Annotated in this window: 20 protein-coding genes; 4 read left to right on the top strand and 16 right to left on the bottom strand. The window is 34.2% G+C overall.

The annotated features are described in order from the left end of the window. On the bottom strand, positions 1 to 777 hold the full coding sequence (locus NST91_RS03300; protein WP_341329994.1) for an SRPBCC domain-containing protein: 777 nt from the start codon (positions 775 to 777) through the stop codon (positions 1 to 3). A 299-nt stretch (positions 778 to 1,076) separates the two neighbouring features. Then, positions 1,077 to 2,030: a zinc-binding dehydrogenase gene (locus NST91_RS03295; protein WP_341329993.1), complete on the bottom strand. Its 954-nt coding sequence runs from the start codon at positions 2,028 to 2,030 to the stop codon at positions 1,077 to 1,079. A gap of 164 nt (positions 2,031 to 2,194) precedes the next feature. On the opposite strand from NST91_RS03295, the gene NST91_RS03290 reads away from it, so the two are divergent. After that, on the top strand, positions 2,195 to 2,791 hold the full coding sequence (locus NST91_RS03290; protein ID WP_341329992.1) for a TetR/AcrR family transcriptional regulator: 597 nt from the start codon (positions 2,195 to 2,197) through the stop codon (positions 2,789 to 2,791). 152 nt (positions 2,792 to 2,943) lie between these two features. On the opposite strand, the gene NST91_RS03285 is transcribed toward NST91_RS03290, so the two are convergent. The 6 genes from NST91_RS03285 to NST91_RS03260 all read right to left on the bottom strand — a co-directional run bounded on the left by NST91_RS03285 (position 2,944) and on the right by NST91_RS03260 (position 8,563). Continuing rightward, positions 2,944 to 3,150 carry an SHOCT domain-containing protein gene (locus NST91_RS03285; RefSeq protein ID WP_341329991.1) on the bottom strand — a complete coding sequence of 69 codons (207 nt, stop codon included), beginning with the start codon at positions 3,148 to 3,150 and terminating at the stop codon, positions 2,944 to 2,946. Positions 3,151 to 3,152: 2 nt separating this feature from the next. Beyond that, positions 3,153 to 3,656, bottom strand: coding sequence for a hypothetical protein (locus tag NST91_RS03280; RefSeq protein WP_341329990.1), 504 nt, complete (start codon positions 3,654 to 3,656; stop codon positions 3,153 to 3,155). A 147-nt stretch (positions 3,657 to 3,803) separates the two neighbouring features. After that, positions 3,804 to 4,493, bottom strand: coding sequence for a response regulator transcription factor (locus NST91_RS03275; RefSeq protein ID WP_341329989.1), 690 nt, complete (start codon positions 4,491 to 4,493; stop codon positions 3,804 to 3,806). Then, positions 4,486 to 5,364: a HAMP domain-containing sensor histidine kinase gene (locus tag NST91_RS26270; protein WP_445724503.1), complete on the bottom strand. Its 879-nt coding sequence runs from the start codon at positions 5,362 to 5,364 to the stop codon at positions 4,486 to 4,488. Before NST91_RS26270 ends, NST91_RS03275 begins: the two co-directional genes overlap by 8 nt. 957 nt (positions 5,365 to 6,321) lie before the next feature. Further along, positions 6,322 to 7,239 carry an alpha/beta fold hydrolase gene (locus tag NST91_RS03265; protein WP_341329987.1) on the bottom strand — a complete coding sequence of 306 codons (918 nt, stop codon included), beginning with the start codon at positions 7,237 to 7,239 and terminating at the stop codon, positions 6,322 to 6,324. A gap of 457 nt (positions 7,240 to 7,696) precedes the next feature. Further along, positions 7,697 to 8,563 carry a hypothetical protein gene (locus NST91_RS03260; RefSeq protein ID WP_341329986.1) on the bottom strand — a complete coding sequence of 289 codons (867 nt, stop codon included), beginning with the start codon at positions 8,561 to 8,563 and terminating at the stop codon, positions 7,697 to 7,699. Positions 8,564 to 9,153: 590 nt separating this feature from the next. Between NST91_RS03260 and NST91_RS03255 the strand changes: the two genes are divergently transcribed. Continuing rightward, complete coding sequence (locus NST91_RS03255) at positions 9,154 to 9,705, top strand: DDE-type integrase/transposase/recombinase (protein ID WP_341329985.1); 552 nt, start codon at positions 9,154 to 9,156, stop codon at positions 9,703 to 9,705. Between the two features lie 139 nt (positions 9,706 to 9,844). Here the strand turns inward: NST91_RS03255 and NST91_RS03250 are convergent, their stop codons facing one another. The 3 genes from NST91_RS03250 to istA are packed head-to-tail and all read right to left on the bottom strand — an operon-like array spanning position 9,845 to position 12,341. Continuing rightward, positions 9,845 to 10,045 (bottom strand): hypothetical protein, encoded by a 201-nt coding sequence (locus tag NST91_RS03250; RefSeq protein ID WP_160547569.1) that lies wholly within the window; start codon positions 10,043 to 10,045, stop codon positions 9,845 to 9,847. Continuing rightward, positions 10,042 to 10,797, bottom strand: coding sequence for an IS21-like element helper ATPase IstB (gene istB / locus NST91_RS03245; RefSeq protein ID WP_061794326.1), 756 nt, complete (start codon positions 10,795 to 10,797; stop codon positions 10,042 to 10,044). Before istB ends, NST91_RS03250 begins: the two co-directional genes overlap by 4 nt. Further along, positions 10,794 to 12,341 carry an IS21 family transposase gene (istA, locus tag NST91_RS03240; protein WP_341329984.1) on the bottom strand — a complete coding sequence of 516 codons (1,548 nt, stop codon included), beginning with the start codon at positions 12,339 to 12,341 and terminating at the stop codon, positions 10,794 to 10,796. The genes istB and istA overlap by 4 nt, the downstream gene beginning before the upstream one ends. Positions 12,342 to 13,037: 696 nt before the next feature. On the opposite strand from istA, the gene NST91_RS03235 reads away from it, so the two are divergent. Further along, positions 13,038 to 13,268 (top strand): hypothetical protein, encoded by a 231-nt coding sequence (locus tag NST91_RS03235; protein WP_341329983.1) that lies wholly within the window; start codon positions 13,038 to 13,040, stop codon positions 13,266 to 13,268. Positions 13,269 to 13,721: 453 nt separating this feature from the next. Here NST91_RS03235 and NST91_RS03230 read toward each other — a convergent pair whose 3' ends face one another. Then, positions 13,722 to 14,120: a GyrI-like domain-containing protein gene (locus NST91_RS03230; protein WP_341329982.1), complete on the bottom strand. Its 399-nt coding sequence runs from the start codon at positions 14,118 to 14,120 to the stop codon at positions 13,722 to 13,724. 384 nt (positions 14,121 to 14,504) lie between these two features. Between NST91_RS03230 and NST91_RS03225 the strand changes: the two genes are divergently transcribed. Then, positions 14,505 to 14,837, top strand: coding sequence for a recombinase family protein (locus NST91_RS03225; RefSeq protein ID WP_341329981.1), 333 nt, complete (start codon positions 14,505 to 14,507; stop codon positions 14,835 to 14,837). Between the two features lie 86 nt (positions 14,838 to 14,923). Here NST91_RS03225 and NST91_RS03220 read toward each other — a convergent pair whose 3' ends face one another. The 4 genes from NST91_RS03220 to rlmD form a co-directional block, all read right to left on the bottom strand. Then, a complete protein-coding gene (locus NST91_RS03220; protein ID WP_341329980.1) occupies positions 14,924 to 15,286 on the bottom strand; it encodes a DUF2513 domain-containing protein in 363 nt (120 codons plus the stop codon). Between the two features lie 880 nt (positions 15,287 to 16,166). Beyond that, positions 16,167 to 18,788 carry an amidohydrolase family protein gene (locus NST91_RS03215; RefSeq protein WP_341329979.1) on the bottom strand — a complete coding sequence of 874 codons (2,622 nt, stop codon included), beginning with the start codon at positions 18,786 to 18,788 and terminating at the stop codon, positions 16,167 to 16,169. Further along, positions 18,775 to 21,585: a hypothetical protein gene (locus tag NST91_RS03210; RefSeq protein WP_341329978.1), complete on the bottom strand. Its 2,811-nt coding sequence runs from the start codon at positions 21,583 to 21,585 to the stop codon at positions 18,775 to 18,777. The genes NST91_RS03215 and NST91_RS03210 overlap by 14 nt, the downstream gene beginning before the upstream one ends. Positions 21,586 to 21,990: 405 nt before the next feature. Then, positions 21,991 to 23,379, bottom strand: a complete 1,389-nt coding sequence (gene rlmD, locus NST91_RS03205) for a 23S rRNA (uracil(1939)-C(5))-methyltransferase RlmD (RefSeq protein WP_341329977.1) — start codon at positions 23,377 to 23,379, stop codon at positions 21,991 to 21,993. Positions 23,380 to 23,392 lie beyond the last annotated feature (13 nt).

The following is a 23,392-nucleotide window of genomic DNA, read 5'->3' as shown; positions in this document are numbered from 1 at the left end:
TTACTTAGCTTCAACGTATTTTTTTAGTAATGTGCCAAGTAGGTATTCCCATCCTTTAGTGTGATCATGTTCCCAATTCTCATGAATGACACCAGAAGCTGTATGGGATAATTGAAGCAAGGTTCCCCCCTCTTTCTCAAGCAGACGATACGTATAAGCACTATTTACCGCACCTTGCATACCGAGGTGACCATGTAATCGAATTTCTTCTGGAGCATTTACATAATACACGTTCCCCCAAATCGCACCTTCGTTTTCACCCCATTTTTCAATAAATTGTCCACCTGGAACAGGATTAAATGTAAAGTGGGAAGTTACTCCCTTCGGAGCTAAACGAAATTCCCACCAATCTTCTACCTTTTCAGTTAATGCAGTGAATACCTTTTCTCGAGGTGCATTAATAAATAACTCCTGTTCAATACGAAAATCCTTTGATGTTTCCATTCTTCCATTTCCTTCTTTTTCTTGTACTGCCGTCCGTAAATTTAATAGCGAGTTAGCAGTAGATTCCATGTATTTTTCAACCCAGCGGTTATGCATTTCTTGAAGAGGAACAGTATTAAGAAAGTTCCTTTTATATTTTCCTTCACGTCGTACTACTACCAAATTCCCTTCCTCTAATATCTTTAAATGTTTCATAATGGCATATCTAGTGACTTCAGGAAAGTGGTCATCTAGTTCTCCCGTAGTTTTTGGAGATACCTTTAAAAGATCGAGAATTTTCCTTCGGATCGGATGTCCCAATGCTTTGAATATGGTTGATAGTTCTTCACTCATTACATCGACCCTTTCTTTCTATAAATTTATTTCACACGTGACAAAAAGGTAACATATCAATAATGTGACCTAATGGTAACATGTCGATCATCCCTGGTCAAGAATACTTATAAAAAATCAAAAAAGAGAACAAAGCATAGTTTGTCCTCTTCTTTGAAAAGTTACAAAAGTAGTCCGTGAATTTTTAGATTTTTGTCTAAAATATAAAAGCCTGTGAATTTAAAGACAAAATTTCACAGGCTTTTTCATTTTAGAGGATTGTTTTATCCAACCTCTGTATATATAAAGAAAACTTACATTTATTCAAATACAGCTACTAAGCGCCCTTTTACCTCATGATTTTTGAGTTTTTCAATCCCTTTGTCGACTTCTTCAAACGGGATTGTGATAAGAGCTGGACTCATTTTTCCAGTAGCAAAGCAATCATATACACCTTTTAAGTCTTCTACTGATCCACCATTGCTTCCTAATAGCTTAATTTCTTTTGTAATCATTAGGTACGTATTGATAGTAGATTCTAATTTACCCATACCAACAATAACAACTGTTCCTTTTGGTCTTACAGCTTCCAGTGCGTCAGAAGTTGTTTGTCCAAAACCAGCAAAGTCAACAATAACATCACATTCTGCTTCTTTCATATCTAAAACAGTATCGTAAACTTTATTAGCTCCTAGTTCTTCAGCAAGTTTTCGAGCTTCTGGAGATACATCTGTTGCGTATACTTCGCAACCTTTAATCAATGCCATTTGTAGAGCAAATTGACCAAGACCACCGATACCGATGATTCCTAGTTTTGTACCTTCTTTAGCTTGTCCAATACTGAAAAGAGCGCGATACGCTGTGATCCCTGCATCTGTTGAAGCTGCTCCTTCTACATAGGAAACGCCTTCAGGAATGATTACACATTGCTCTGCAGGAACACGTACTTTTTCTGCATACCCGCCGTCATAGTTATACCCAGCAGTTACTTTTGTTTCTCTATTCATTGGGTTAGCCCCAACACGGTCTCCAACTTTAAAACCTTCTACACCTTTACCCACTTCAATAACAACCCCAGCAAACTCATGCCCCATAATAACAGGACCATTTGGGAAAAGTGGCATCCAACCTGGATCTTGTAATGCTGCAACGTCTGAATGGCATAGACCAGCAGCTTTCACGTCTATTACAAGGTGACCAGGAATCGCTTTCGGATCTTCTTTTTCAATCAATTCTAGTGGTTTATTTGTACCTGAAAATAGCCAACCTCTCATACTATCTCCTCCAAATTGTTCAAATCTTATTTTTGTAATTCCCCTAATAATTCTTGCTACATATATAGTTTACTAGGTTTCTCTTGCTATAAACCATCCTTAATGTTTGCTATAATGTTGAGGAAACCAACACTTTCATCAAATCTGTCTAATAGGAGAGGAATATGATGAAATCCAATTCCAACCAAGCGATGCGGACAAAAAATTTCTTAAAAAAGGCATTTATTGAAATGGTACATAAAAAGGGATTTAGTGCTGTTACGGTGAAGGACATCGTTGATCATGCGCAATATAATCGAACAACCTATTATGTGTATTATCAAAACATATATGATCTTGTCGAAGAGTTAATGGATGAAATGTTTGAAGCCATTCAGTATTACAGCATGTCTAAATACCAAAGCGATAGTCGGGTAAAAGTAGAAGAGCTAACAACAAACTCCTTTGACTTGTTGTATTATATCTACGATCACCGTGATTACTTTACATTATTACTTTTAGAAGATACCTTGCCACACATTCACCAGCAACTCCCTGAAGCGATCTTTAATTTATTGAAAAATAAATTTGATATTCTATACGATGTGTCTTCTGTTGATGATTACCACCAAAAGCGTTATATGGCATATGGTACGGCGGGGTTAATTACAGATTGGATTGCGCAGGATTTTGATGTGACACCCGGTGAAATGACAGATCGTCTCATACGTATTTTAAATACCTTTGCAAGAGGGTTCGTAATAAAAGAAATCGACACTTAAATAACTTTAGAAATATATATTTCTAATGTTGCGTAAATAGGTAATTATAGTTAAATGTATTCTTAATGAGGACATTATAAAAAAACCATCGCCCGAACAACTAGGGGATGGTTTTTCTACTTTTTTCGATACCGTTTTTAATAATTGGTTCTTTATTTCCGACTTTGTATTAATTCTTCTTTAATTCTTTTAAACTCCTCACTCGTGATTTCACCGTGAACAAATCGAGTTTCTAGAATAGTGATTGGATCTGTAGCACTGTATTGAAAAAATTTTCTTTTTCGCATAAATATAACTAAAACTGTAATGATGAAGGCAATAATAAACAATTTAAAGATAATAAAACCAAAAAAATGCATAACTATCTACTCCCTTTATTGTATTTTTTTTGATATCCCCATGGTTTGAATTTTGAAATGACAAATAGAAAAACTAACGTAATACTTTGTAAGACTATACCTGTCCATAAATCGAGATTGGCTAAAGTGGATTGTGTTTCCAGCCCTCCCTCAACAATATTTTCTAAAGCTTCTAGTGTCCAAGAATACATCCCCCAGAGGTTTATTCCAATGAGCAGTACAGTTAAAATTTCCTTTACAATAATCCACCAATATTTGAATAAGCCATAATGGGTACCAACAGAAAGAATAATTCCGGTTACTGTTGCCCCGATAGTAGAGGCTTTGATTGAAGTATCAGAAAGGATGTTCATAATCTTATAACAGCTTGTTATCAGAAAAGGATCAGATGTTGTTAGGACGGTTATATTTAAAATTACAAATGTAGCCATATTGCCTACCATTATTGCAGAAAACAGGATATGAGGGATTAATATCCATTTTCTAGCTGTTTTCGTTAACTTCAATATGTCACCTCCTTACCTTTTTCACTATATCAGGTATAAATAAACAGGCTCTTACACATATATAAACTTTTTATAAACGATCAATAAACAATGGTGAAAATGCAAAAACCACCACCCAATTGTATTAAATGAGTGGTGGTTAAGTACTTATCCATTAAACCTGTATCCCGATCCCCATACAGTTTGGATATATTGAAAGTTCGTCGGGTCCTTTTCAATCTTTTTACGTATCCGTTTTATATGAACGGTAACGGTTGCAGTGTCTCCCATTGAATCTAGTCCCCAAATTCCTTCAAATAATTGTTCTTTAGAGAATACTTGATTTGGATGAGACGCCAGAAAAGCAAGTAAATCAAATTCCTTATTGGTCATCTCTATTTCTTGTCCATGTAAGTAAACTTGCCTAGAGAGAAGATTAATATGGAGACCGCGTATCGCTATTTCTCCTTTTGGTTTTTCCTTTTGAATCAGTCGATCATACATTGCAAGATGGGCCTTTACTCTAGCTACTAATTCGGTTGGGCTAAAAGGCTTAACAATATAATCATTCGCACCTAATCCAAAACCACGTACTTTATCATGATCCTCGTATTTTGCAGTGACCATCAAAATCGGAATGTCCTTTTCTTGCCGTATCCTTTTACAGATTTGGAAACCATCTATATTAGGGAGCATAAGATCAAGTAGGATAAGGTCATATTGATTACTTAGTGCTAATTCCAAGCCTATTTCACCCTCATTTGCTATTTCAACTTGAAATCCGTCTATTTCCAAAAAGTCCTTTTCTATTTCTGCAATACTCTGATCATCTTCAATAATTAAAATTGATTTACTCATTCCTATCATCCTCTGACTTTTTCAATGTAAAGTGTACTATTAGTCCACCTGTTGAATTATTTTCTGCCCAAATGGTACCACCATGTGCTTCAATAATTTGTTTTGCTATAGCTAGTCCTAGACCACTACCACCTTGACTTCTAGAAGAATCAACACGGTAGAAACGAGAAAATATAGCTGAAAGCTCCTCTTCAGGCACACCCAGGCCATTGTCACTAATGGTGATAAGTACGTTTTTTTCTTGATTGGTCAGGGAAATATTAATTTGACCAGCGACATTATTCATGTACTTCACACTATTATAGATAATATTTTCCAAAACTCGAATTAATTTATTTCTATCTATTAGAACATATACATTCATGTTTTCATCATTTAATGTCCATTGAATGTGTTTGTCATGTAAATCGTCTTCCATCTCCTCTAAATAATCACTTACAAATTTATGAATGTTAACTGATTCAAAATGAAATGGCTCTCTATTTACATCTAGCTTAGAGAATAGAGCGAGTTCCTCAATTAATTGATTCATATACGAAGCCTTTGAATGAATCGTTTCAAGATATTGTTTTTCCTTTTCAGGTGTTTTCGCGATGCCTTTTTCAAGTCCTTCCACATACCCTAAGATCGACGTAATTGGTGTTTTTAAATCATGTGAAATATTGGCGATTAATTCCTTACGATTGGTCTCATACTTTTCCCGCAGTTCAAATGTCTCTTTCAATTGAGCACGCATCGTATCAAATGTTTGAATAAGTTTATTCAGTTCATTTTTACCGTTTGGCTCCATTTCGAAATCAAAATTTTCATTACGAATGTTTTCTGCAGCAGCTGATAATTTTTTTATTGGGCGTAAAATATTTCGTGACATGAAATACGATAATAATAAATTAGTTAGAATCAGCGTGAAAATAAGTGTAAGAAATAGCACTGGGAAAAAAACTCTCGCATTTTTAGCAAAAGAAGATGCTTGATTTAAAAGAAAAATAGAACCTTCCGTACCATCTTTAAAGTAAAAATCATATTGCATAACAGAATAATGTTCTTCATTTATCCATATCCCTTTTGGGTTAAATTTGTTAGAAACAGAACCAAAGGCTGGTAGCTTATTCTTATCCATTTCTTTTGATGTATACAATAGTTCATTACTTTTACGCACAATAAGATTGTCATCTGAGTGATTCAAAAGTGCATTTAAATATTCGGTATCCATTAGTTTCTCTTGATTTAGTGATGCTGTTTTGATTAAACGTTGAAATATCTCAACACTCTCATCTTGTTGATCATAGCCTTGTTGCCCAAAGTTCAACTCTGTATTCCCAACCAACACAACTTTTAACAAGAGCATAATGAGTATAATGATAACTATAGGTGTCATAATCATTGCAGCATGTGATAACATAAACTGTTTACGAATAGACATAGTAAACTCCTTCAAATAAGGTACTTAACTCTATAACCTTATTGTAAAAAATAATAAGAAACATATTCTAAACGAAATATAAAATTTTTCTAAACTTATAGTATCAAGGTGTATATTTACCCATAATTACCTTTTCCAGTAACTGTTCCAAAGACAAAAAAAACACTTGGTTCTTTGGGTCAAATATTCATTAGTAAGTTGAACTTCCATCATTACCTTCTTTCGTCTATTCCTAGTAAAAGTAAGACCCAAGGGCTCAAAAAATCCCCGAACCACTCGTCCGGGGAAACATCAAACACACTTTAATATTTAGTTAAAAAACACTAAACCTATTAATACCAAGCCAATACCATCAATACAACTCGTAGTTAGATGGCAGTAATTGCTTGTATATCGTTTAATATATCACGAGGATTCTGCTCTATGTATCAGATTTGCAATCTTCTTTGCAAACACTGGCCATAAGGGCTTTGGGAGATCATGACCCATTCCTTCAAATGTGGCAAGCTCAGCACCTGGAATAGCGGCCGCAACGGCACGTCCTCCACTTATATTAATCATTTTATCATTTTCACCGTGGATAACTAGAGTTGGTATCTTTATAGAACGAAGTTGTTCTGTTCGATCACCGGATTTTATTACTGCAACAGCTTGTCGCATCATGCCCAGTGGATCATGATCCCGATCCCAGGCAAGACCTGCGATTTGAGCAGTTAGTTTTTCGTCTAAAGGGTACTTGGGAGAACCAATTGCTTTACGTGATTGAATTTGCCAATCGATATAGGCTTGACGGTCATCATAAGGAGGCGAACCCAGATTTGCAAACACGGAATAGTCGGGCTGTCCAACTGAATGATCCCCAGTAGTTGACATTATAGAGGTCAGTGACCGAACCCTATGAGGATACTCTATAGCTATTGTTTGAGCTATCATTCCACCCATTGATGCACCTACCAAGTGCACACTATCATAACCAAGCGCATCCATGAGACCTATCGTGTCTGCTGCCATGTCAGAAAGAGAATAAGTTACTGTAGAGAAATCACCTAATTGTATCGCTGGAAAATCTGGTACAGGAGCATCTGAAAAGTGAGTTGTAAGTCCAGCATCTCTATTATCGAAACGAATTGGATGCAGATCGTGACCAGCCAGTTCTAAGCAAAATCCTTCAGGCCAGTTAATCATTTGTGCACCAGCACCCATAATCAGAAAGACAGGTGATAAAGCAGGATTACCAAAACGCTGATAAACCATCTTTATTTTCGATGGCCCAACATCTTGAACACTTTCTTCACCATGAATTTGAACTTTATTTTTATCCATGATTAAATCCTCCCTGTACTAGTATTAATTAAATCAGTAATCTGTAAGTATATTATACGAGTATGCTTTTAAATAAATAGTCTATAATATATTTTTTTACTGTATTATAATTAAAGTAGCAGAGAGTATTGTTAAATCTAAATGACGTATTCCAGTTTTTTGAAAATGAGATTTTCAGGCTTTCGAACTTCCTGTGGAAGCCTTACTCATACATTTTTTTAGCAAAGAACACTTCTTATCGAGTGTGAAGCGTTATGAATATCGTAAATTAAAATAGACAAAAACTCGAAAGCAGGGCATGACCCCCACTGCGCTAACGTTTTTGTACGACGGGGGGCATGCCCATTAATTCCACAAATAGTTTCACGAATAGGTTATAGACAATAAATCCTATCTTTGTTTGATTGGGCTGTATTATAACTAAGTACCAACACCAAAAATTTAACCTTTTTGTCGACTAAGCAAGCGGTAATACTTCCTGAAGCAACAAAAATAGCTCAGATTTTTTGGATGCTTCTTTTCGCTGCTTGCTTATGCTATCCGCGAAATATTCCTCTGATTCTTCCAGTTCCTGATAATATAACTCTTCTAATTTTCGGATTAATATCCCATAAAAATAGGCAAATGGATTATGAACATTATGTCTCTTTAACTTGATAATCATTTGTTTGAAGGCTTTAATCGAAAGCTCAATCATATCTACACAATCCCCGTCACGATTGTTTTTACTAGCTGCAATGGTTGCCATTTTCCAATACTCCTCGATTATTTTTGCTTCAGGAAAAAATGGTTTTACTGCATTCACAAAGGATACAGGAACTCGATCACTAGTAAATGTGAAATCTAAAGGTACGTCCTTACGTTCTTTTATATTTTGTTTAGTTTTAAAAGGATTACTAGTTTCATTATGGTGGTTCAAGATTTCCTTTTTAGGTGGTTCATGATGGGTTGAAGTCATTTTAGGGTAACGATTAAACACATAAAGATTGCTAGATTGTGAGCCGTTCTTCCGCTCGGTTTCATAAACTGTAAAAATACCTAAAGCCACAGCTTTTTGAATCATCCGTTTAAATGTAGAACGAGATATGCCATTTCCATTGTATTCCTCATTTATGGACTTCAACATCGTACCAATCTTTGCATTGCAAACCCCAGGAATTTTTGCAGAATAACGCACAATCCGTTTTAATGCAACAAGCTGCCCTTTTGAAAAATCATCCTTGTATTGAAGCATCCACATCTCTATATGTCTATTGAATTCCTGTAAATCACTAAAATTTGAATAGTCTTCAAACTGATTAATTGTGCCGGATTTTAAACTCACACGAATGCACCACCCTTTCACCATTGTTATAGAGAGGCGGTGGTCAAAAGAGGGCATCCGTTTTGAGAGTTTTTGTGGAAGATTTCTAAAAAAATAAAAGGAACTTTCTCCCAGTGTACGATTCACACACTGAGGTCGGTTCCTTTAATTGTCACCATTAATATACTTCAAGAGTAAATTGCTGGGTTTGATCTTCACTCGTATAATTATTGTTATGGCACCCGTTAATTTGATTTGGAATATCTACACCTCGGCATTTGAATACTTCAAACATAATTTAATCTCCTAGATATTAGTCGTGACCCCACCAAGGCCAACGGCCAGACCCCCAGTTGTAAACGATAAACTAGAATCAACAGTTTTCCACAAATAAGGATAAACAGATTTCGACAAATAAGAATCAACAGTTTACCTTAATGAACCCACTTTCTATATACTTAAATCAGTCTATGGAAAGTGAGGAATTAACAGGAGTGGAAAGGCTAATGATTTATAACGAGGTTCATAGGCTTCGCGGTGAGGGATTTTCAAATAGCGCGATAGCTAGGAAATTAAAGATTTCTAGGAATAGAGTGATAGAATACGGGAGGATGAGTCCAGAAGAGTTTTACTCGTTTGCAATGTCACTACAGAATAGAAGTAAAAAGCTAGATCCCTTTCGGGATGAAATACTTGAATGGTTAAAGGACCATCCTGACTTATCAGGAGCGCAAGTATTGGACTGGTTGGGAGAGAAATTAAACGTAAGTTCCGTTACAGAAGGAACGGTAAGGAATTATGTTAATGAGCTACGTGAAGTTTATCATATCCCCAAAATAATCTCAGAAAGAAATTATAGTACAGTACCTGAACTTCCAATGGGGCAACAGTTACAAGTAGATTTTGGTCAAATAAGGGTCCCAACAACGAATGGAGCATTCAAGAGACTCTACTTTATTGGATTCGTTCTGGCCCATTCAAGATACAAATATGTAGAATGGCTCGACCGACCATTTCGAGCATCAGATCTTATTAGAATGCATGAAAATGCCTTCCGTTTTTATGGGGGCATGTCGATTGAAATAGTCTACGATCAAGATCGTTTACTGGCTGTCAGCGAAAACGCAGGAGACCTTATTATGACAGTTGAGTATTGCGGATAGATTGAGCCGGCAGTGCGGAATTTTGAGCCACTGTTTGCGGACATCTGAGCCAGTAAGTGTGGAGGAAAGAGCCACTGCTATCAAAATACAAAATAATTAAGAGCCATTAGAACAGAATTCGTTCCAATAGCTCTTTGTATTATCTAAATCTTTTATCTCCTAATTGCTTATCAATAATCTCAATTGCCCAACGAACGAGTTCATCCTGATCTAAATCCTCTTCTTTATTCCATATGCAGGAGGGTAATAGTCTTTCTTCTACTGCTATCCTCACTTCATCGGGTAAATACATATGCAAAAAATACCTAGCTATTCGACTTTCAACTTCTGATGGAATCATTTTGATGCCCCCAATCCATGACGTTCTCTCATCGAAACTTCACCATCAACTAGAATCTTATAAGAATCATGAACAATTCGGTCAAGAATCGCATCTGCTATTTGTGCCTGTCCTAGTTTTGAATGCCATCCTTCTGGAGAAAATTGAGAACAGAAAATAGTCGATGCTTTCTTTAACCTTGCTTCAATAATTTCCAACACGTGAAGCACGTTTTCCTCTGAAAGCTCTGTAAGTAACCACTCATCTAGTATCAATAAATCAATCTTTTTATATTTTTGAATTAACTTACGAAAACTACCATCTGCTTCATATTTTGCTATAGCTAATTCATCGAGTAACTCTGGTAATCTAATATATTTTACTTTGTAAAATTGGCGACATGCATGAACCCCAAAGGCATTTGAGATCCACGTTTTTCCGTTCCCCGAGGCCCCCATTAAAATAATGTTATGGTGATTTTGAATGTAATTTCCTGTTGCTAATTCTAGTATTAGTTTCTTGTCTAGATTACGATCTGGATGATATTCAATGTCTTCAATAGCTGCCGTTGGTTCGCTGAATGTCGCTTGCTTAATTAATCGTTCAAGTTTATTTGATTTACGTCTATCATACTCATAATCTACTAAGAGGTTGAATCTATCATCAAAATCCATACTTTTGTAATCTTTATTTTGACTTTGTTGTTGATATATTTCTGCCATTGCACCCATTTTCATATCTATTAATTTACGTAATGTTTCGTGATTCATCATTTATTATTCCTCCCAAAGTATTTAGCCCCACGGACAAATCCATAGTCTTCAGAGGTAGTGGGCTGCCTGTTAATATCCGTTTTTTTATTTTGCTTTTTCTTCTTATTTCTCTCCAGTACGCTTTTTAAAACAGAAACTGTCGGGTTTGTTGATATTTCAAGTAAAGTTTCCGTTGCTGTTTCTATTTCTTTATTTGTGTATTTCGTAGATACATTCCTCAGTGTGCTAAGGATGTTTAATGCTTTTTTCTCCACATTCATTTCCAGGATATTAGAAACAAATCGAGTCATAGATGGTCCAATTGTTTCTGCCCACTTCCGATTATTTTCGGGATTATGTTCTAAATATAATCGGTGATTATCAGGCATATGGTCCGTGTTCGTAGAAAACTGGCCAATTTCACCATTTAATCGTTTATGTGATGCAATACGGACTTCTTTGAAGTAAACTTCAATTAAATCCGTGGTTAGTCGTATATCGACATTCTCTCGGACATAATCATACGGAACGGAATAATACATTCGTTCAACTTGGATGTGGTAGTTCAGTTGAACCTTTGCTGTTTTCCATTCCGCAAGTTTATAACGCGTTTGAGGAAGCTGTTGAAGGTAGGATTTCTCTTCTTCCTCAAACACCTTTTTACGTGAACCTGGTCGCTTTTGAAAATCGATGGTGTTGATTTCTTCTAGCTTTTCAAAGATTTGCTGGTTTAAATCTTCAAGATGGAAACATTGATAGTTTCTTAGTGGAGCGATAATCTGTCTGGAAATATATCCAACAGCCCCTTCGACACTTGCTTTATCTTTTGGTCTTCGGACACGGCTCGGAACAATGACTGTGCGATAATAATCCGCAAATTCACGATAGGCTTCATTCAGAAGAGGCTCTTCTCGATGTGCTTTCGTAACCCCTGTTTTCAAATTATCGGGTACCAATGTTTCAGGAACTCCCCCAAAATACTCCAATGCATGGATATGGGCGATAAGCCAATTAGCTGATTTCATATCTAAAAATGCTTCAACATAGCTAAATTGACTATAAGGTAAGGTCGCAATAAAAACATACGCTGGAATCTTTTCTCCTGTAGAACGATCAATAATCTGCAACGTACTCCCAGCCCAATCGACTTCCATGACTTCACCTGGTTTTCTTCGAATAGGCATTGTTAACTTATACTTCTTCGCATATTTCCCATAGTTTTCGCAAAAAGTACGATAGGCATAAGGAATCTTTCCACCATCACGTGCTTCCATCGCATACTCGTGATGCAATAATGCCAAGGTGACATTCTTTTTTTGTAGCTCCTTATGCACTTTTTCCCAATCGACTGGGAAGTAACCTTTCTCAACAGCTTGTTTCTCTGGAAAGAGAAACACTTCTAGCCATGGATTGGTCATTGTATCATTCAAGCTTTCCACACCAAGTTTCTTGGCACGTTGAACGACATTTGAAACTGTATTCCTTGAATGCCCAGTGCTAGAACTAATGGTTCTTTGACTGACTCCTTCAAAATACAGTTCCAGAATCTTACGACAATTAACCATAAAAAAACCTCCTGTATAATAGTGTCATGCTTGTTTGCATGCAACATTATTATACAAGAGGCTTTTCTTGATTCTTATTAAAGTGGTTCTCCTTTCCGCAAAGGGTGGCTCTTTACTTCGCATTGACTGGCTCAAAATTCCGCATAAGTGGCTCAATTCGCCTGCAATAATCATTTAACTGATATGTTAATAGGGAAGATTTTTAAAATATCATTTTCCATATATCTCCACCACAATCAAAATACGTTCAACTGGGATAAGTGTAATAATTGCAGATGAATTTTACTGTAGCTACCCAACAGGCTCATTCTGGACATTTTTAATTAAAAAGTAGTCAGTCAGAATAACTCACTGAACCGTTAGCTTAAATACATTCTTTCATAAAGTCTACTGAAAATGATTACATTTATTACGCAGTTTGTATTTACTACGTAATAAAACAGTTACTCTAGTCAAATCATTTAGAAAAAGATTTCGTATTTAGTCAGATTCTGCGCTTGCCTAGGAAATTACAACTATCAATATATAAGGAAAGCGGGGGTTAATAACTCCCGCTTTATTGACATAACGTTAATTATGTTTGCTTTAGATGTTTACACACTCATGATGGGGGTCTGGCCCTTTAATTCAACAAGAAAACCGTATCTATTTTACAAAAGATAGCATTTGAAAATTAGTATTGAGGGGTGATGTTTAATGATAACAGTCGAAGGAGCAAGAAGAATAGTAGACCGCTTTGGGCTTGGTTTTACTGATGACTACATTATTAGACGTATCCAAAGCGGACAACTAGAAAGAGTATCTAAACCTTACAATGGTGTTCATGACTCTAGTTATGGCTATGGTGTCAGTATTGAGTCTTTAGTAAAGCTATTACTTGACTATGCAATTACAGAAAATGAAATTGATGAAATTCTACCAGTTTAGAAGTTTGTTAACTTCCTGCTGTTAATATATTGCCGCTCCTTATCAGTTATTCATGGGGTGGTTTTACATAGGGAATACTTATATCGGTTTTATCCGTGGTTATCTAGGTGAACACGTTAAAAACTAGCCCGTGTAAAAGCGGTGAACACCGTTAGAGGGTGAAATTTTTCCCAGATCAATACCCGTCGCAGAGCCTTTTGGCTGGTGGCATGACAGAGTTATTTTGAATATACGTGGTAAAGCTGTACCTGGGCACGTTGATGTCATGAAGATACCTCAGGATTAGTCCTTAATATCGCCATCCCCTTTACAGGGGGGGGGTATGTTTCCTCGAATTAGTACCTAAATCCCCCTACCCATTAAACCATTAATAAATAATCAATGAAATAAAAGGGGCGAGGAACGAAGCCCCCGAAGTGAGCGAAGCGAACGGAGAATACAGATAGACATTAATTACTTTATTGCTATGTAAATTTCAATCTCCCCATTAGTTGAATATTTTTCAAAATCATATGAGTAAGCCCTCTCTAATAAACCCGCTTCCTCTTGTTCCCATATCTTACTCCAAGTATTAATGACACCTTTTTCGTCAGTAGTATCCACTTTAAAAATTTCGTATTTCTCGTTTTTTGGTATTTCAATAAAATATTTCCCATAACTTTCTTCAATACCAACGCTTAATGAATAATCACCTTTATAGTTACTCTCATAGTCATAATAAACACCAAAGATACTATTTTGATGATGTTCTAGATTACTATAGTCTTCTTCCCACATATTCTTGATTTTCCCCATTATTTGTTCATCATTAAAATTATTTGTTCTAATGCTGTTGACCAAAAATAATTTCATTATTAATTAGCCCTCCGATACAATTAGTTATTTAATTTCAACCATAAAAAGGAACGAAAAACGCATTCTCTTACTAGCCTCTGATACACCTAATTATAGACAATATATGTATAATTTACCAAACATATATATCCATTTCTATAACTCTTTAATTCCTCTTCTAAACTTATAAAAATATCTCGCAACTAATTCCCTATATAGAACGATTGCTACGGTAGAAAGGGGAAATAATAATATGAACATTCAACGAGTTTTTATAGGAACACATGATTTTAAGTCGATAATCTTACACCAATTAGAGAAAGTAATTGAAAAGATAATATCTGCCGCTTACAATGATAAACAAGTAGATATAGTCGCTTTCGATAATGGAGGGCGACAATAATGAGAGTAGCAGGATATATAAGGGTATCAACTAACAAAGAGGGTCAAAAAGAGTCACCAGAAAATCAAAAGCAAATGATTTTAGATTTCATCACAGAAAATCACTTTGACTTATATGACCTTTATACAGACGTTCAAACAGGAACTACTGATAATCGTGAAGGATTAAAAAAACTTATCCATGACGCTGAAAATAAAGAATTTGATGTAATTGTAGCTAAAGAGTTAAGCAGATTAGGTCGTAATGTGGAATTACTTTATCCAAAAGAAGGGCCTGACCCCCAATACGCTAACGCTTTAGTACGATGGGGGTCAGGCCCACTGGCCCGCTAACCTAGATCCTTCAAATATGACATTACTATTTCCTCCTCCCTAACTGCTCCTTTTTTGCACAAGAAATAGCACCCTCGAAAGGATGCTTACTCTAATCCAAATAAATTCTTAATTTGTAATTTTGCATATTCCTTTATTATGTCTAGAGGAACAGAACCAAGTTCTAACCCTTTACCCTTTATTCCATCTTTCGTTTTATTCCAAATAGAATTGTCCTTTATTGAATCAAGAAATTCGTGTCCATCCCAAGTTAAAGAAGCTGATATCCACATTGGTTGATTGCCTGCCCACTTAGTATAGTTTTTTACGAATCCAGCTTGGTCTAATATTTTTAAATGGTAAGCTACTATTTTTCTATCCCAATCCGATGGGATAATAAGTTCTTTATCGTCATCGCTCTCTTCAATAATTAACAGTATATCCCTTACCATATCCATATCTCTTTTCATTTTTTCACTCTCCTTTGTACTTCAACATTTCGACAAAAGAAGATATTTTCCTGCTAAACTAGAAGAGCTATCCTTGCTTTAAATAAACTACAAAAATAAGAATAGGAACAGCAAACAAATGGTGTAGTGGTGTTTACCTTTTTGTAAGATCATAAGATCGCCAATTATCAAATTTTTAAAGTGATTGCTCCATTGTACGCATCGCCACAAAATTAGTATTGGAAAGATTCAGGGACATGTTATCTAAAGAGTTGTTGGAAATTGCTTTTAGATTTTAACCATATTAAACTCGAAAACCGCGTAGTCTTTTATTACTTTAAAAGAAAGTTAACCGATTTCAAACCCTCCGATTTGATACGTTCCTTTACCTTTACCCAGACGTTATCATTCTTTATAGAATCTAAGCTCATGACCATCCCAGGTTAGAGTCTGAATAACCATATAGGTTCATTACTTGCATATTGAGTTTTTTTGTATAACATTCTTGTTCTAAAAGGTTAAGGTGATAAACTGCAACCTCTTATTTATTTCAGAAGGAGTTACTAATTCGTTATTATTATTTTCTTGTTCTCTCTCGCAAACAATTACCTTTTTACCAAATTTAATATCTCTTTTCAAATTCTTATATTTCCTTTCTCTTCTTGGATATTAATAAAAGGTTTTTAATATCCTTTATCAATTTAATAAACAACTCGAATATCCTATATAAAAGAAAATATGTATTTTACATTCATTTTTGACTGTACTCTATACGGGCTAATTATTTACATTCCAAGAGAATAATTCCTTAGAGAAACTTTAAATTTCTCACAAAATATGGTTTATGTATAATAATATAAGCAAAAGGTGCTAACAAACATAGCACCTTTTGTTTCCCTTTTTAAGTGTAATTTTCCAGTTGTTTTAGTATATCTTCAATTTCCTTAATTCTTTGCTCATTAGTTATATCTCTACTTTTAATGAAACTTGACTGTATACCATTTTCTCTAACCTTATCAATCCACTGTAGCAATTCTTCACGAGCATATCCCTTTTCTTGTAAAGCAAAAAATATATATGCAAATTCATTATTAATATTTGTATTAAATATTATTGGATCATCAGTGTTAATTGTAACTTGCATCATTTTTTTCCCATTTTCTAAGTTCATTTCGTTTAGTTGCTGAATATAATGTTCAAAAACACTTCCTAAACTTGCTATTGCAGTGTTTGATGATGGATTTGTTTCAACTATAATTCCTTTAATGCTTAATTCATTTATTAGTATACTTTGGATTTCCTTTATTAGGATTATTTCTTTTTTCTCCAATTTAATTTGAATGGGTTCTTTCATTTTTATATATATATTAGGCTTTATAGTTTTAGGCTGACCTTCGCTCATGTTAAAATCAAATAAATTAAACTTGTCTTTATAAGTTTGAAGTAGACCATGTACAGTTAGATTACAATTATTTTCTGTATAAATTTGCTTAGCATATTTAATAATTTCATTCTCAATATATGGAATATCAATATGTATAGGACACCTACCTTTTACACACAAATCCCATATCCAAAGCATATTTTCTAAGTGTTCATTGCGTGGTAGAGTAATTACTGGATTCTCATCAGCCCACCTATCTGCATCAATCCCCAAAGCCACAGCATGACCAATCCTGTCTCCTGCATGGTACTGAAAATGTTCAATAACTTCATCTATCCACCGTAAACCCGTTAATATATGACGAAAGTCCTCTCCTACATGATAAGTTAACCCAAGATTTTGAATCTGTCTATTTCCTACATGTTTATAAAATAGCTTTTGACTTTTACTATCACGTGCTTCCCTAAAAATATTTGAAAATATCCACGGTTCTGTTACTAATTCTTCACCTGCAGCATCTATTCCTACTAGATAATGAGACAGCCCATCGATTTCTCCTCTTAATTCTACAAGCGCCAACATCTCATTATGATATTCTTTAACTTTTTTTTCATATGCATCGAAAATATATTCATTATCATCTACTTTTATACGAGACTTAATAAAGTGGGTAATTATTCCAATAGCAGGGGCGGAAGTATTAGTATATTCGAACTCTTTAATCAACTCGAGATATGCGTAAAAGAAAGATTTTAACTTTCTTGCTAATGATAATTTCTTTGCTTTATCATTTTCTCCTGGGCCAACTGATATACGGACCTCTAATTTTTTTAAAAATCGATTTCGTACTTGATAATTTAATAAATAGTTTAAACGTTGTTCTTCATTATCTATTCTTACGTCAGTAGATCTTCCAAAGTATTCTACAAAATATTCTAAACCATTAATACTATTTTGTTGAACATGTAACTGAAAGACTAGATTTTTCACACGAATATACTGCCAGAAGATATCGCTATATAGTTCATCTACTTCACCCTTTGAAGTTAAATACTTAATTGAATGCAATAGAAAAACTCGCTCGACTGTGTTATCTTCCCCGTAAGTTTCTAATAATTTATGAATAATATCATTCTGTCCTAAACGAGAAACAAAGTCTGGCTCGACAAGATTATCAGGTAATAGCTTAAGATTAAGTTTTAAATCCTCTATTATTTCCGACAATTTTCGTTCAGTAATTTTATCACTTAGACTCTCTCCGTTAGTAATCCAGTGTAAGAAATCATTTGTTTTAAAGTCCTTTTTCCCATGCGGTATATGTTTTTTCATATATTCAGAAAGAGTAATATATTGATTTGAATCCCGCTCTTTTAAATACATGGCTAGAACAATTCTTACAATGCTCATTGCCTTAACATAGTACTTAACTTCCTTATCATTATAAAAGGTACTAATATATATACTATCTTTTACTTCTTGATTTGCCATTAGCGTTTGCCATGTTAAATCAAAACTACCGGCCGCATTTAAGTGAAGATGTGTTTCTGCAATTCCCTTACTTAGAACCTTATCAAGTTGGGTATCAGCCACATTAATGCCAGCTACAAATGACTTTAAATAATACTCTTCTGTCATATCTAAATCTAATAAATACAAAATAGCAAGTAAATCCGTTGTAAATATTCTATTTAACGAGTTCCACATAGCAATTTTGTATATACCACGATACGGTCCTAATATTTTATTTTCATTTTCGTTATGTTCAGTACTTTCCCAATACTTTAAAGAAATTTGTCCATCTCTATGAGTTAAGAATACTTTAGAAAGTTCTGTTAAATAACTAAAGTAGAGTTTACTATTAGTAGCATACGATACAAATCTCTCATTCGGAAAGTATTGCTCTATCAATAATCTAATTTCTTCCAGATGATTAATATTATTACTTTTAGCCAGTAGTGGGTAAACGTTAGTCACTAACAACTCATCTATGAATTTTTGATAGCTCGATTCTTTTTGTTTTTCACTATTATTAATATATTCTTTAAAAGGATCGTGTTTATAAAACTGACTATCAATCAGAGGGAATACTAACAATTTTGCTCGGGTATCCATTTTTAATGTGTGTTTAGTGATACTCATTAATACCACCCTGAATATTTTGTATTTGTCTTCTAAATTTTTCTTTCTTAATTTTATTGATTCCGTTAACACTTGTAATTTTGCAATCATAAAATTGGTTATTAAGAGTAAAGAAATAATTTAGGCTATCATTATTTAAAATTTCGAAGTATTTAATTAGAACAGTCATCCCAATAAGTATGTTGATTTCCCACATCAATGTTTCATGGATTTGATCATCACTCAAATCTATCTCAAAATACTCATGTTTTTTTTCTAAAACCATATTTTCTGTCTCGGCATGCAGCCTTATTTCATTAATCTGATCTATTATGTTTCTTCTAGCTCTAGGAGGAAACTCATAACTTCGTTTTTCTAAAGAATTTAAAAACATATTGTATCTCTCGTAATCTATCACTCTATTATCTTTTAAATCATCAATAAACTCCAAATAAACTATATCCTGAGGCAAGTATTCTCTTAACCAATTAATTATGTTTTCCAAAAATTTTTCACTTACCCAAACCATTTTTTTTGATGAATAATAACCCATATGTTCGTATGCTGCTTGTAGTACATAATCTATAGTAGAAGTTAAATCCTTAATATTTAAACCATTTACGATTTCAATACCTATATCTATTATATTTTTATAATCTTCAAGACTTAATAATCCAGAAACTTCCAATTTTTGTTTATTTGCAAACTGTAAAATTGAGGTTTCAGTTTGTTTTATAACATCCATAACACTTTTTTCCGATAATAATTTAAATCGTATCTCCTCGGTTTTATCCTGTAGGAAATCTTTCAAAACAGGTGAAGCGCTCAAAATTTTTAAATTTTGGTCTATTGCTTTACCAATAATTGATTTTTCATTTTTTGAAGTTTTAAATGCAAAGTCTAATTTATCCTTTATCCACTTTTCATCTTGATTATAAATTTCAAAGAAAATATTAACAATATTATACTTCTCGAAACCATGATCATGATCATGATCATGTTCACCTATGTAATTAGTGTAATAATCAAAGAATGTTTCAAAGAAATACTTCTCTGAATAATAGTCTTTATTTGATTTTATTTCAAAAAGGTCCTGTAATTCTATAGGACTTAAATTTCTATTTAATTCTCTTGTAAAGTTGATTAAAAAACTTAAAGTATAGTCTTTATTTGTGAATATAAATCGACTCTTATCTGAATTTCCCTTTATTTGAGGCAATAAACGTTCGTTAAATTGATTTAATAGTGAAACAAAGATACTACTTTTATTTTCATTCCCATCTTCACCAATTAACTCAGAAATCAAGTCTCCTAACACAAATAAGTTGATAATATCATCAATAATTTGTGTTTTGTTTATTTCAGGTAGTTCTTTTCTAGCATTATGTTTTTCTATGTTTATGTAGTTTTTAGCTAAATTTATTAAATATTCAAATTCTATCTTAGTAACTTCAGACTTAGTATCTATTTTAATAAATTTATATACTTCAGTTGAATATTCTTTCAGTTTAGGCGAAGAATCTAATAAAACTTTCAAAAAATCTTTTATATATCCAATTCTTTGATACTCAGTTTCAGGCCTTTCAAGGTAATTTAGATAATAATAAACATTAATTAATCCACGGGGATTTTCATCAAAAATATCAAAATGATATTCTTGCAAAGTGCTTATATCATTGCCTTTTTTTCTAAAGAGTTTTTGAATAATTAATTCACTTAGGGTCTTGTTTAATTCATTCTCGGTATCAGCCCTCAACTCATATTTGAAATTGGTTTTGTCATAATTATCTAATGCTCTCATTTCGAATCTTAATGATGGGGGAAGTGTTTTTTTTAGGAACTCCTGACTTAATTGCTTTCTGCTTTCTAAAACAGTTCTATTCCTTGCTAAACCCGATAACAATTGTTCGCGGCTACTTGGAACAAATACTTCATTGTAATGTATGTGTGGTATCTGTTCACGTTGTAAGAATTCTAATGTTAATGATTCTGAAAAAGTATTGTAATCTCCCGCTACAAATACAACGATATTTTTATGTGTTAGATACGTTCTAATAACATCCAACACCTCACTACATCTTTCAGAACTAATATCAACATCATCAAAAAAGAGCATTAATAAAGGTTCATCTGAATGGTCTACATTTAATATCCGTTTCTTATAAATCAACAAATCAATAAATTCTTTAAATTGTTCAATTAATAATTGGTCAGAGCGTAAGGAAAGTTGTTTATCTCTAATATAATCAGCTGTCCCCTCATTCTTATTTTGGATATATTCTCCATAACTTTTTTTTCTAAAAAAATAGGTTTTACAAAGGTTATTAAATTTTTCTAGTATATTTCCTTCAGGATAATCTTGGTATCTTCTTTCATAATACTTATTACTTTCTCCCCTATAATAACGTTCCTTTTTGTCTAATTCTTCAATCTTATTTATCTCATCCTCTAAGTAACTTAAAATCCATCCTAAAGTATCGTTCGATTTACCAATAAATTCTGGGATAATCATAGGAAGAATTATATTACTTGACTCATTCATACTAAAATAATCTTTTAAAGTTAAAAGAATCGAGGTTTTTCCTGACCCCCTAACACCTAAAATTGAGATAACGTTACTAAAATTATCTTCAAAAGCCCTAGTTCTTTTTCTATTAAAATCTAATCTATCAAGCGTTTTAGCATTTTGTCTAAATTTTTTAACTTGGTTAAGGATTGATTGAAAAGACGGTAATAGAATTTCAGCTTGCCCTATACTTAATGGTCTAGCTCCAATTTTTACAAAATTGGAGCTTTCACTTATATCTTGTATTCTCAAATATCATTACCTCCAAATGAATAATTTTCCAATTGCAATTATATTATACATTAATAAATCTTGCATTAAACTTATAATTAATAATGTTATCATTTAACCTTGAAATAAATTGCAAATTCGCAATTTTTCCCATTTTACAATAATTCCTGACAAAAAAATAGCCATTTAAGCTTGTAGAGTTTTGTTGTTATATATTGTACTTTCCTACAATCTCTAGATTTTTGCTATATTACCCTTTTGTTTCATAGTGTTCTGGGTCCTTTACACTCATTGAGCTTTGTAGTTGTTAGTTTCAAATTAGTACTCATAATCAAGGTTATTAGAACGTATTTTACAATTGAAAAGACCGTGAATTCGTAAAAAAATCTTTAAACGAATTCACGGTCAAATGTTTGTTTTAGGGTTTTATTTCAACACCAACTTCGCGACCGCCTCAACATGAGCCGTATGAGGAAACATATCCACCGGCTGCACATATTCCACCCGATAAAGCTTCGATAACACTTGAATATCCTTCGCCAATGTAGACGGATTACAAGATACATACACCATTTTCTTCGGTTTCACTTTTAACACAGTTTGCAAGAATTGATCGTCGCAGCCTGTGCGCGGTGGGTCGACGACGATGACGTCTGGGCGCCAGCCTTCGTTTACCCATTTTGGTAGGAGCTTTTCGGCTTTTCCTACGGCATAGGTGGCGTTTTGGAAGCCATGTTTTTTTGCATTTTTTCTTGCGTCTTCAATGGCTTCTGGGATGATTTCGATGCCGCGGATTTCTGCTGCCCCATCTGCCAGCCAGAGTCCGATTGTTCCTACTCCACAATAGGCATCGAAGATTTTTTCCTTACCGGTTAATTGTGCTGCCTTTTTTACTTCATCATATAGTTTGACGGTTTGTTCCGGGTTCAGCTGGAAAAATGCACGTGCTGACAGTTCGAATGAAAGGTCTCCTAGGGTTTCTTGAATGACCTCATTCCCATGTAAATGAATCGATTCGTCTCCAAAAATGAGTGAAGTCTTTTGTCCATTGATGTTTTGGATGATTGATTTCACTTCTGGTAAACGTTTCGAGATTTCTTCTATTAATAATTGTTTACGTGGGATTTCCTTTTGAGCTGTAATTAAGACAACCTGAACCTCTCCAGACTGAACGCCTACTCGTGTAACGATTGTGCGGACAAGCCCTTTTCGAGTTCTTTCATTATAGATTGAGATTTTTAAATCTTGTAAGATCATTTTGACTGTTTGAGTGACCTTGCTTGTTGCAGGGTGTTGAATCATACAGTCAGCAATATCGATTAGCTTATGAGAATTAAGGCCATAAAGTCCCGCGATCACTTTTTGCTTATCCAGTCCTACCTGGAACTGACTTTTATTTCGATAGTTCCACGGGTTGTCCATGCCAATCGTGTCCTTAATATTCAGCTTATCAATCGGCGTTTTACCGTAGCGCTCAAAAGCTTGAACGACAATGTCCCGCTTCTCATTCAATTGCTGACGATAGTCTAAGTGTTGCAGTTGGCAACCGCCACACAATTCGTAGATTGGACAAGGTGGCTTCACCCGATGCTCTGATTTTTTTCGGATTTTCTTAATCTTTCCTTCAGAGAATTTTGGATGGACCTTTGTTGCTTCAACGACTACCTCTTCACCCGGTAGTGCTCCCGGAACAAAGACGACCTGTCTTTTAAAATATCCGACACCTTCTCCGTTAATTCCGAGTCTTTTTATAGTAAGGGGAAATGTTTGTCCCACCTGTAATTTTGCTTGGTTTTCCTTTTGTTGTTTCATCATTACACACAACTTT

The sequence above is a fragment of the Ferdinandcohnia sp. FSL W7-1320 genome (assembly GCF_038050315.1).
In the GTDB taxonomy this organism is placed as follows: domain Bacteria; phylum Bacillota; class Bacilli; order Bacillales; family Bacillaceae_L; genus Ferdinandcohnia; species Ferdinandcohnia aciditolerans.
The sequence above is the reverse complement of the archived record's forward strand: the minus strand, read 5'-3'. Positions and strand labels throughout refer to the sequence as shown.

Excerpts from the sequence above, each read along its gene's own strand:
- NST91_RS03230 (WP_341329982.1), bottom strand. The coding sequence starts at position 14,120 with ATGAAATTATTTTTGGTCAACAGCATTAGAACAAATAATTTTAATGAT.
- NST91_RS03215 (WP_341329979.1), bottom strand. The coding sequence starts at position 18,788 with ATGAGTATCACTAAACACACATTAAAAATGGATACCCGAGCAAAATTG.
- NST91_RS26270 (WP_445724503.1), bottom strand. The coding sequence starts at position 5,364 with ATGTCACGAAATATTTTACGCCCAATAAAAAAATTATCAGCTGCTGCA.
- NST91_RS03250 (WP_160547569.1), bottom strand. The coding sequence starts at position 10,045 with ATGATTCCATCAGAAGTTGAAAGTCGAATAGCTAGGTATTTTTTGCAT.
- NST91_RS03225 (WP_341329981.1), top strand. The coding sequence starts at position 14,505 with ATGAGAGTAGCAGGATATATAAGGGTATCAACTAACAAAGAGGGTCAA.
- rlmD (WP_341329977.1), bottom strand. The coding sequence starts at position 23,379 with ATGATGAAACAACAAAAGGAAAACCAAGCAAAATTACAGGTGGGACAA.
- NST91_RS03255 (WP_341329985.1), top strand. The coding sequence starts at position 9,154 with ATGAGTCCAGAAGAGTTTTACTCGTTTGCAATGTCACTACAGAATAGA.
- NST91_RS03290 (WP_341329992.1), top strand. The coding sequence starts at position 2,195 with ATGATGAAATCCAATTCCAACCAAGCGATGCGGACAAAAAATTTCTTA.
- NST91_RS03285 (WP_341329991.1), bottom strand. The coding sequence starts at position 3,150 with ATGCATTTTTTTGGTTTTATTATCTTTAAATTGTTTATTATTGCCTTC.
- NST91_RS03275 (WP_341329989.1), bottom strand. The coding sequence starts at position 4,493 with ATGAGTAAATCAATTTTAATTATTGAAGATGATCAGAGTATTGCAGAA.
- NST91_RS03265 (WP_341329987.1), bottom strand. The coding sequence starts at position 7,239 with ATGGATAAAAATAAAGTTCAAATTCATGGTGAAGAAAGTGTTCAAGAT.
- istB (WP_061794326.1), bottom strand. The coding sequence starts at position 10,797 with ATGATGAATCACGAAACATTACGTAAATTAATAGATATGAAAATGGGT.
- NST91_RS03235 (WP_341329983.1), top strand. The coding sequence starts at position 13,038 with ATGATAACAGTCGAAGGAGCAAGAAGAATAGTAGACCGCTTTGGGCTT.
- NST91_RS03220 (WP_341329980.1), bottom strand. The coding sequence starts at position 15,286 with ATGAAAAGAGATATGGATATGGTAAGGGATATACTGTTAATTATTGAA.
- NST91_RS03300 (WP_341329994.1), bottom strand. The coding sequence starts at position 777 with ATGAGTGAAGAACTATCAACCATATTCAAAGCATTGGGACATCCGATC.
- istA (WP_341329984.1), bottom strand. The coding sequence starts at position 12,341 with ATGGTTAATTGTCGTAAGATTCTGGAACTGTATTTTGAAGGAGTCAGT.
- NST91_RS03295 (WP_341329993.1), bottom strand. The coding sequence starts at position 2,030 with ATGAGAGGTTGGCTATTTTCAGGTACAAATAAACCACTAGAATTGATT.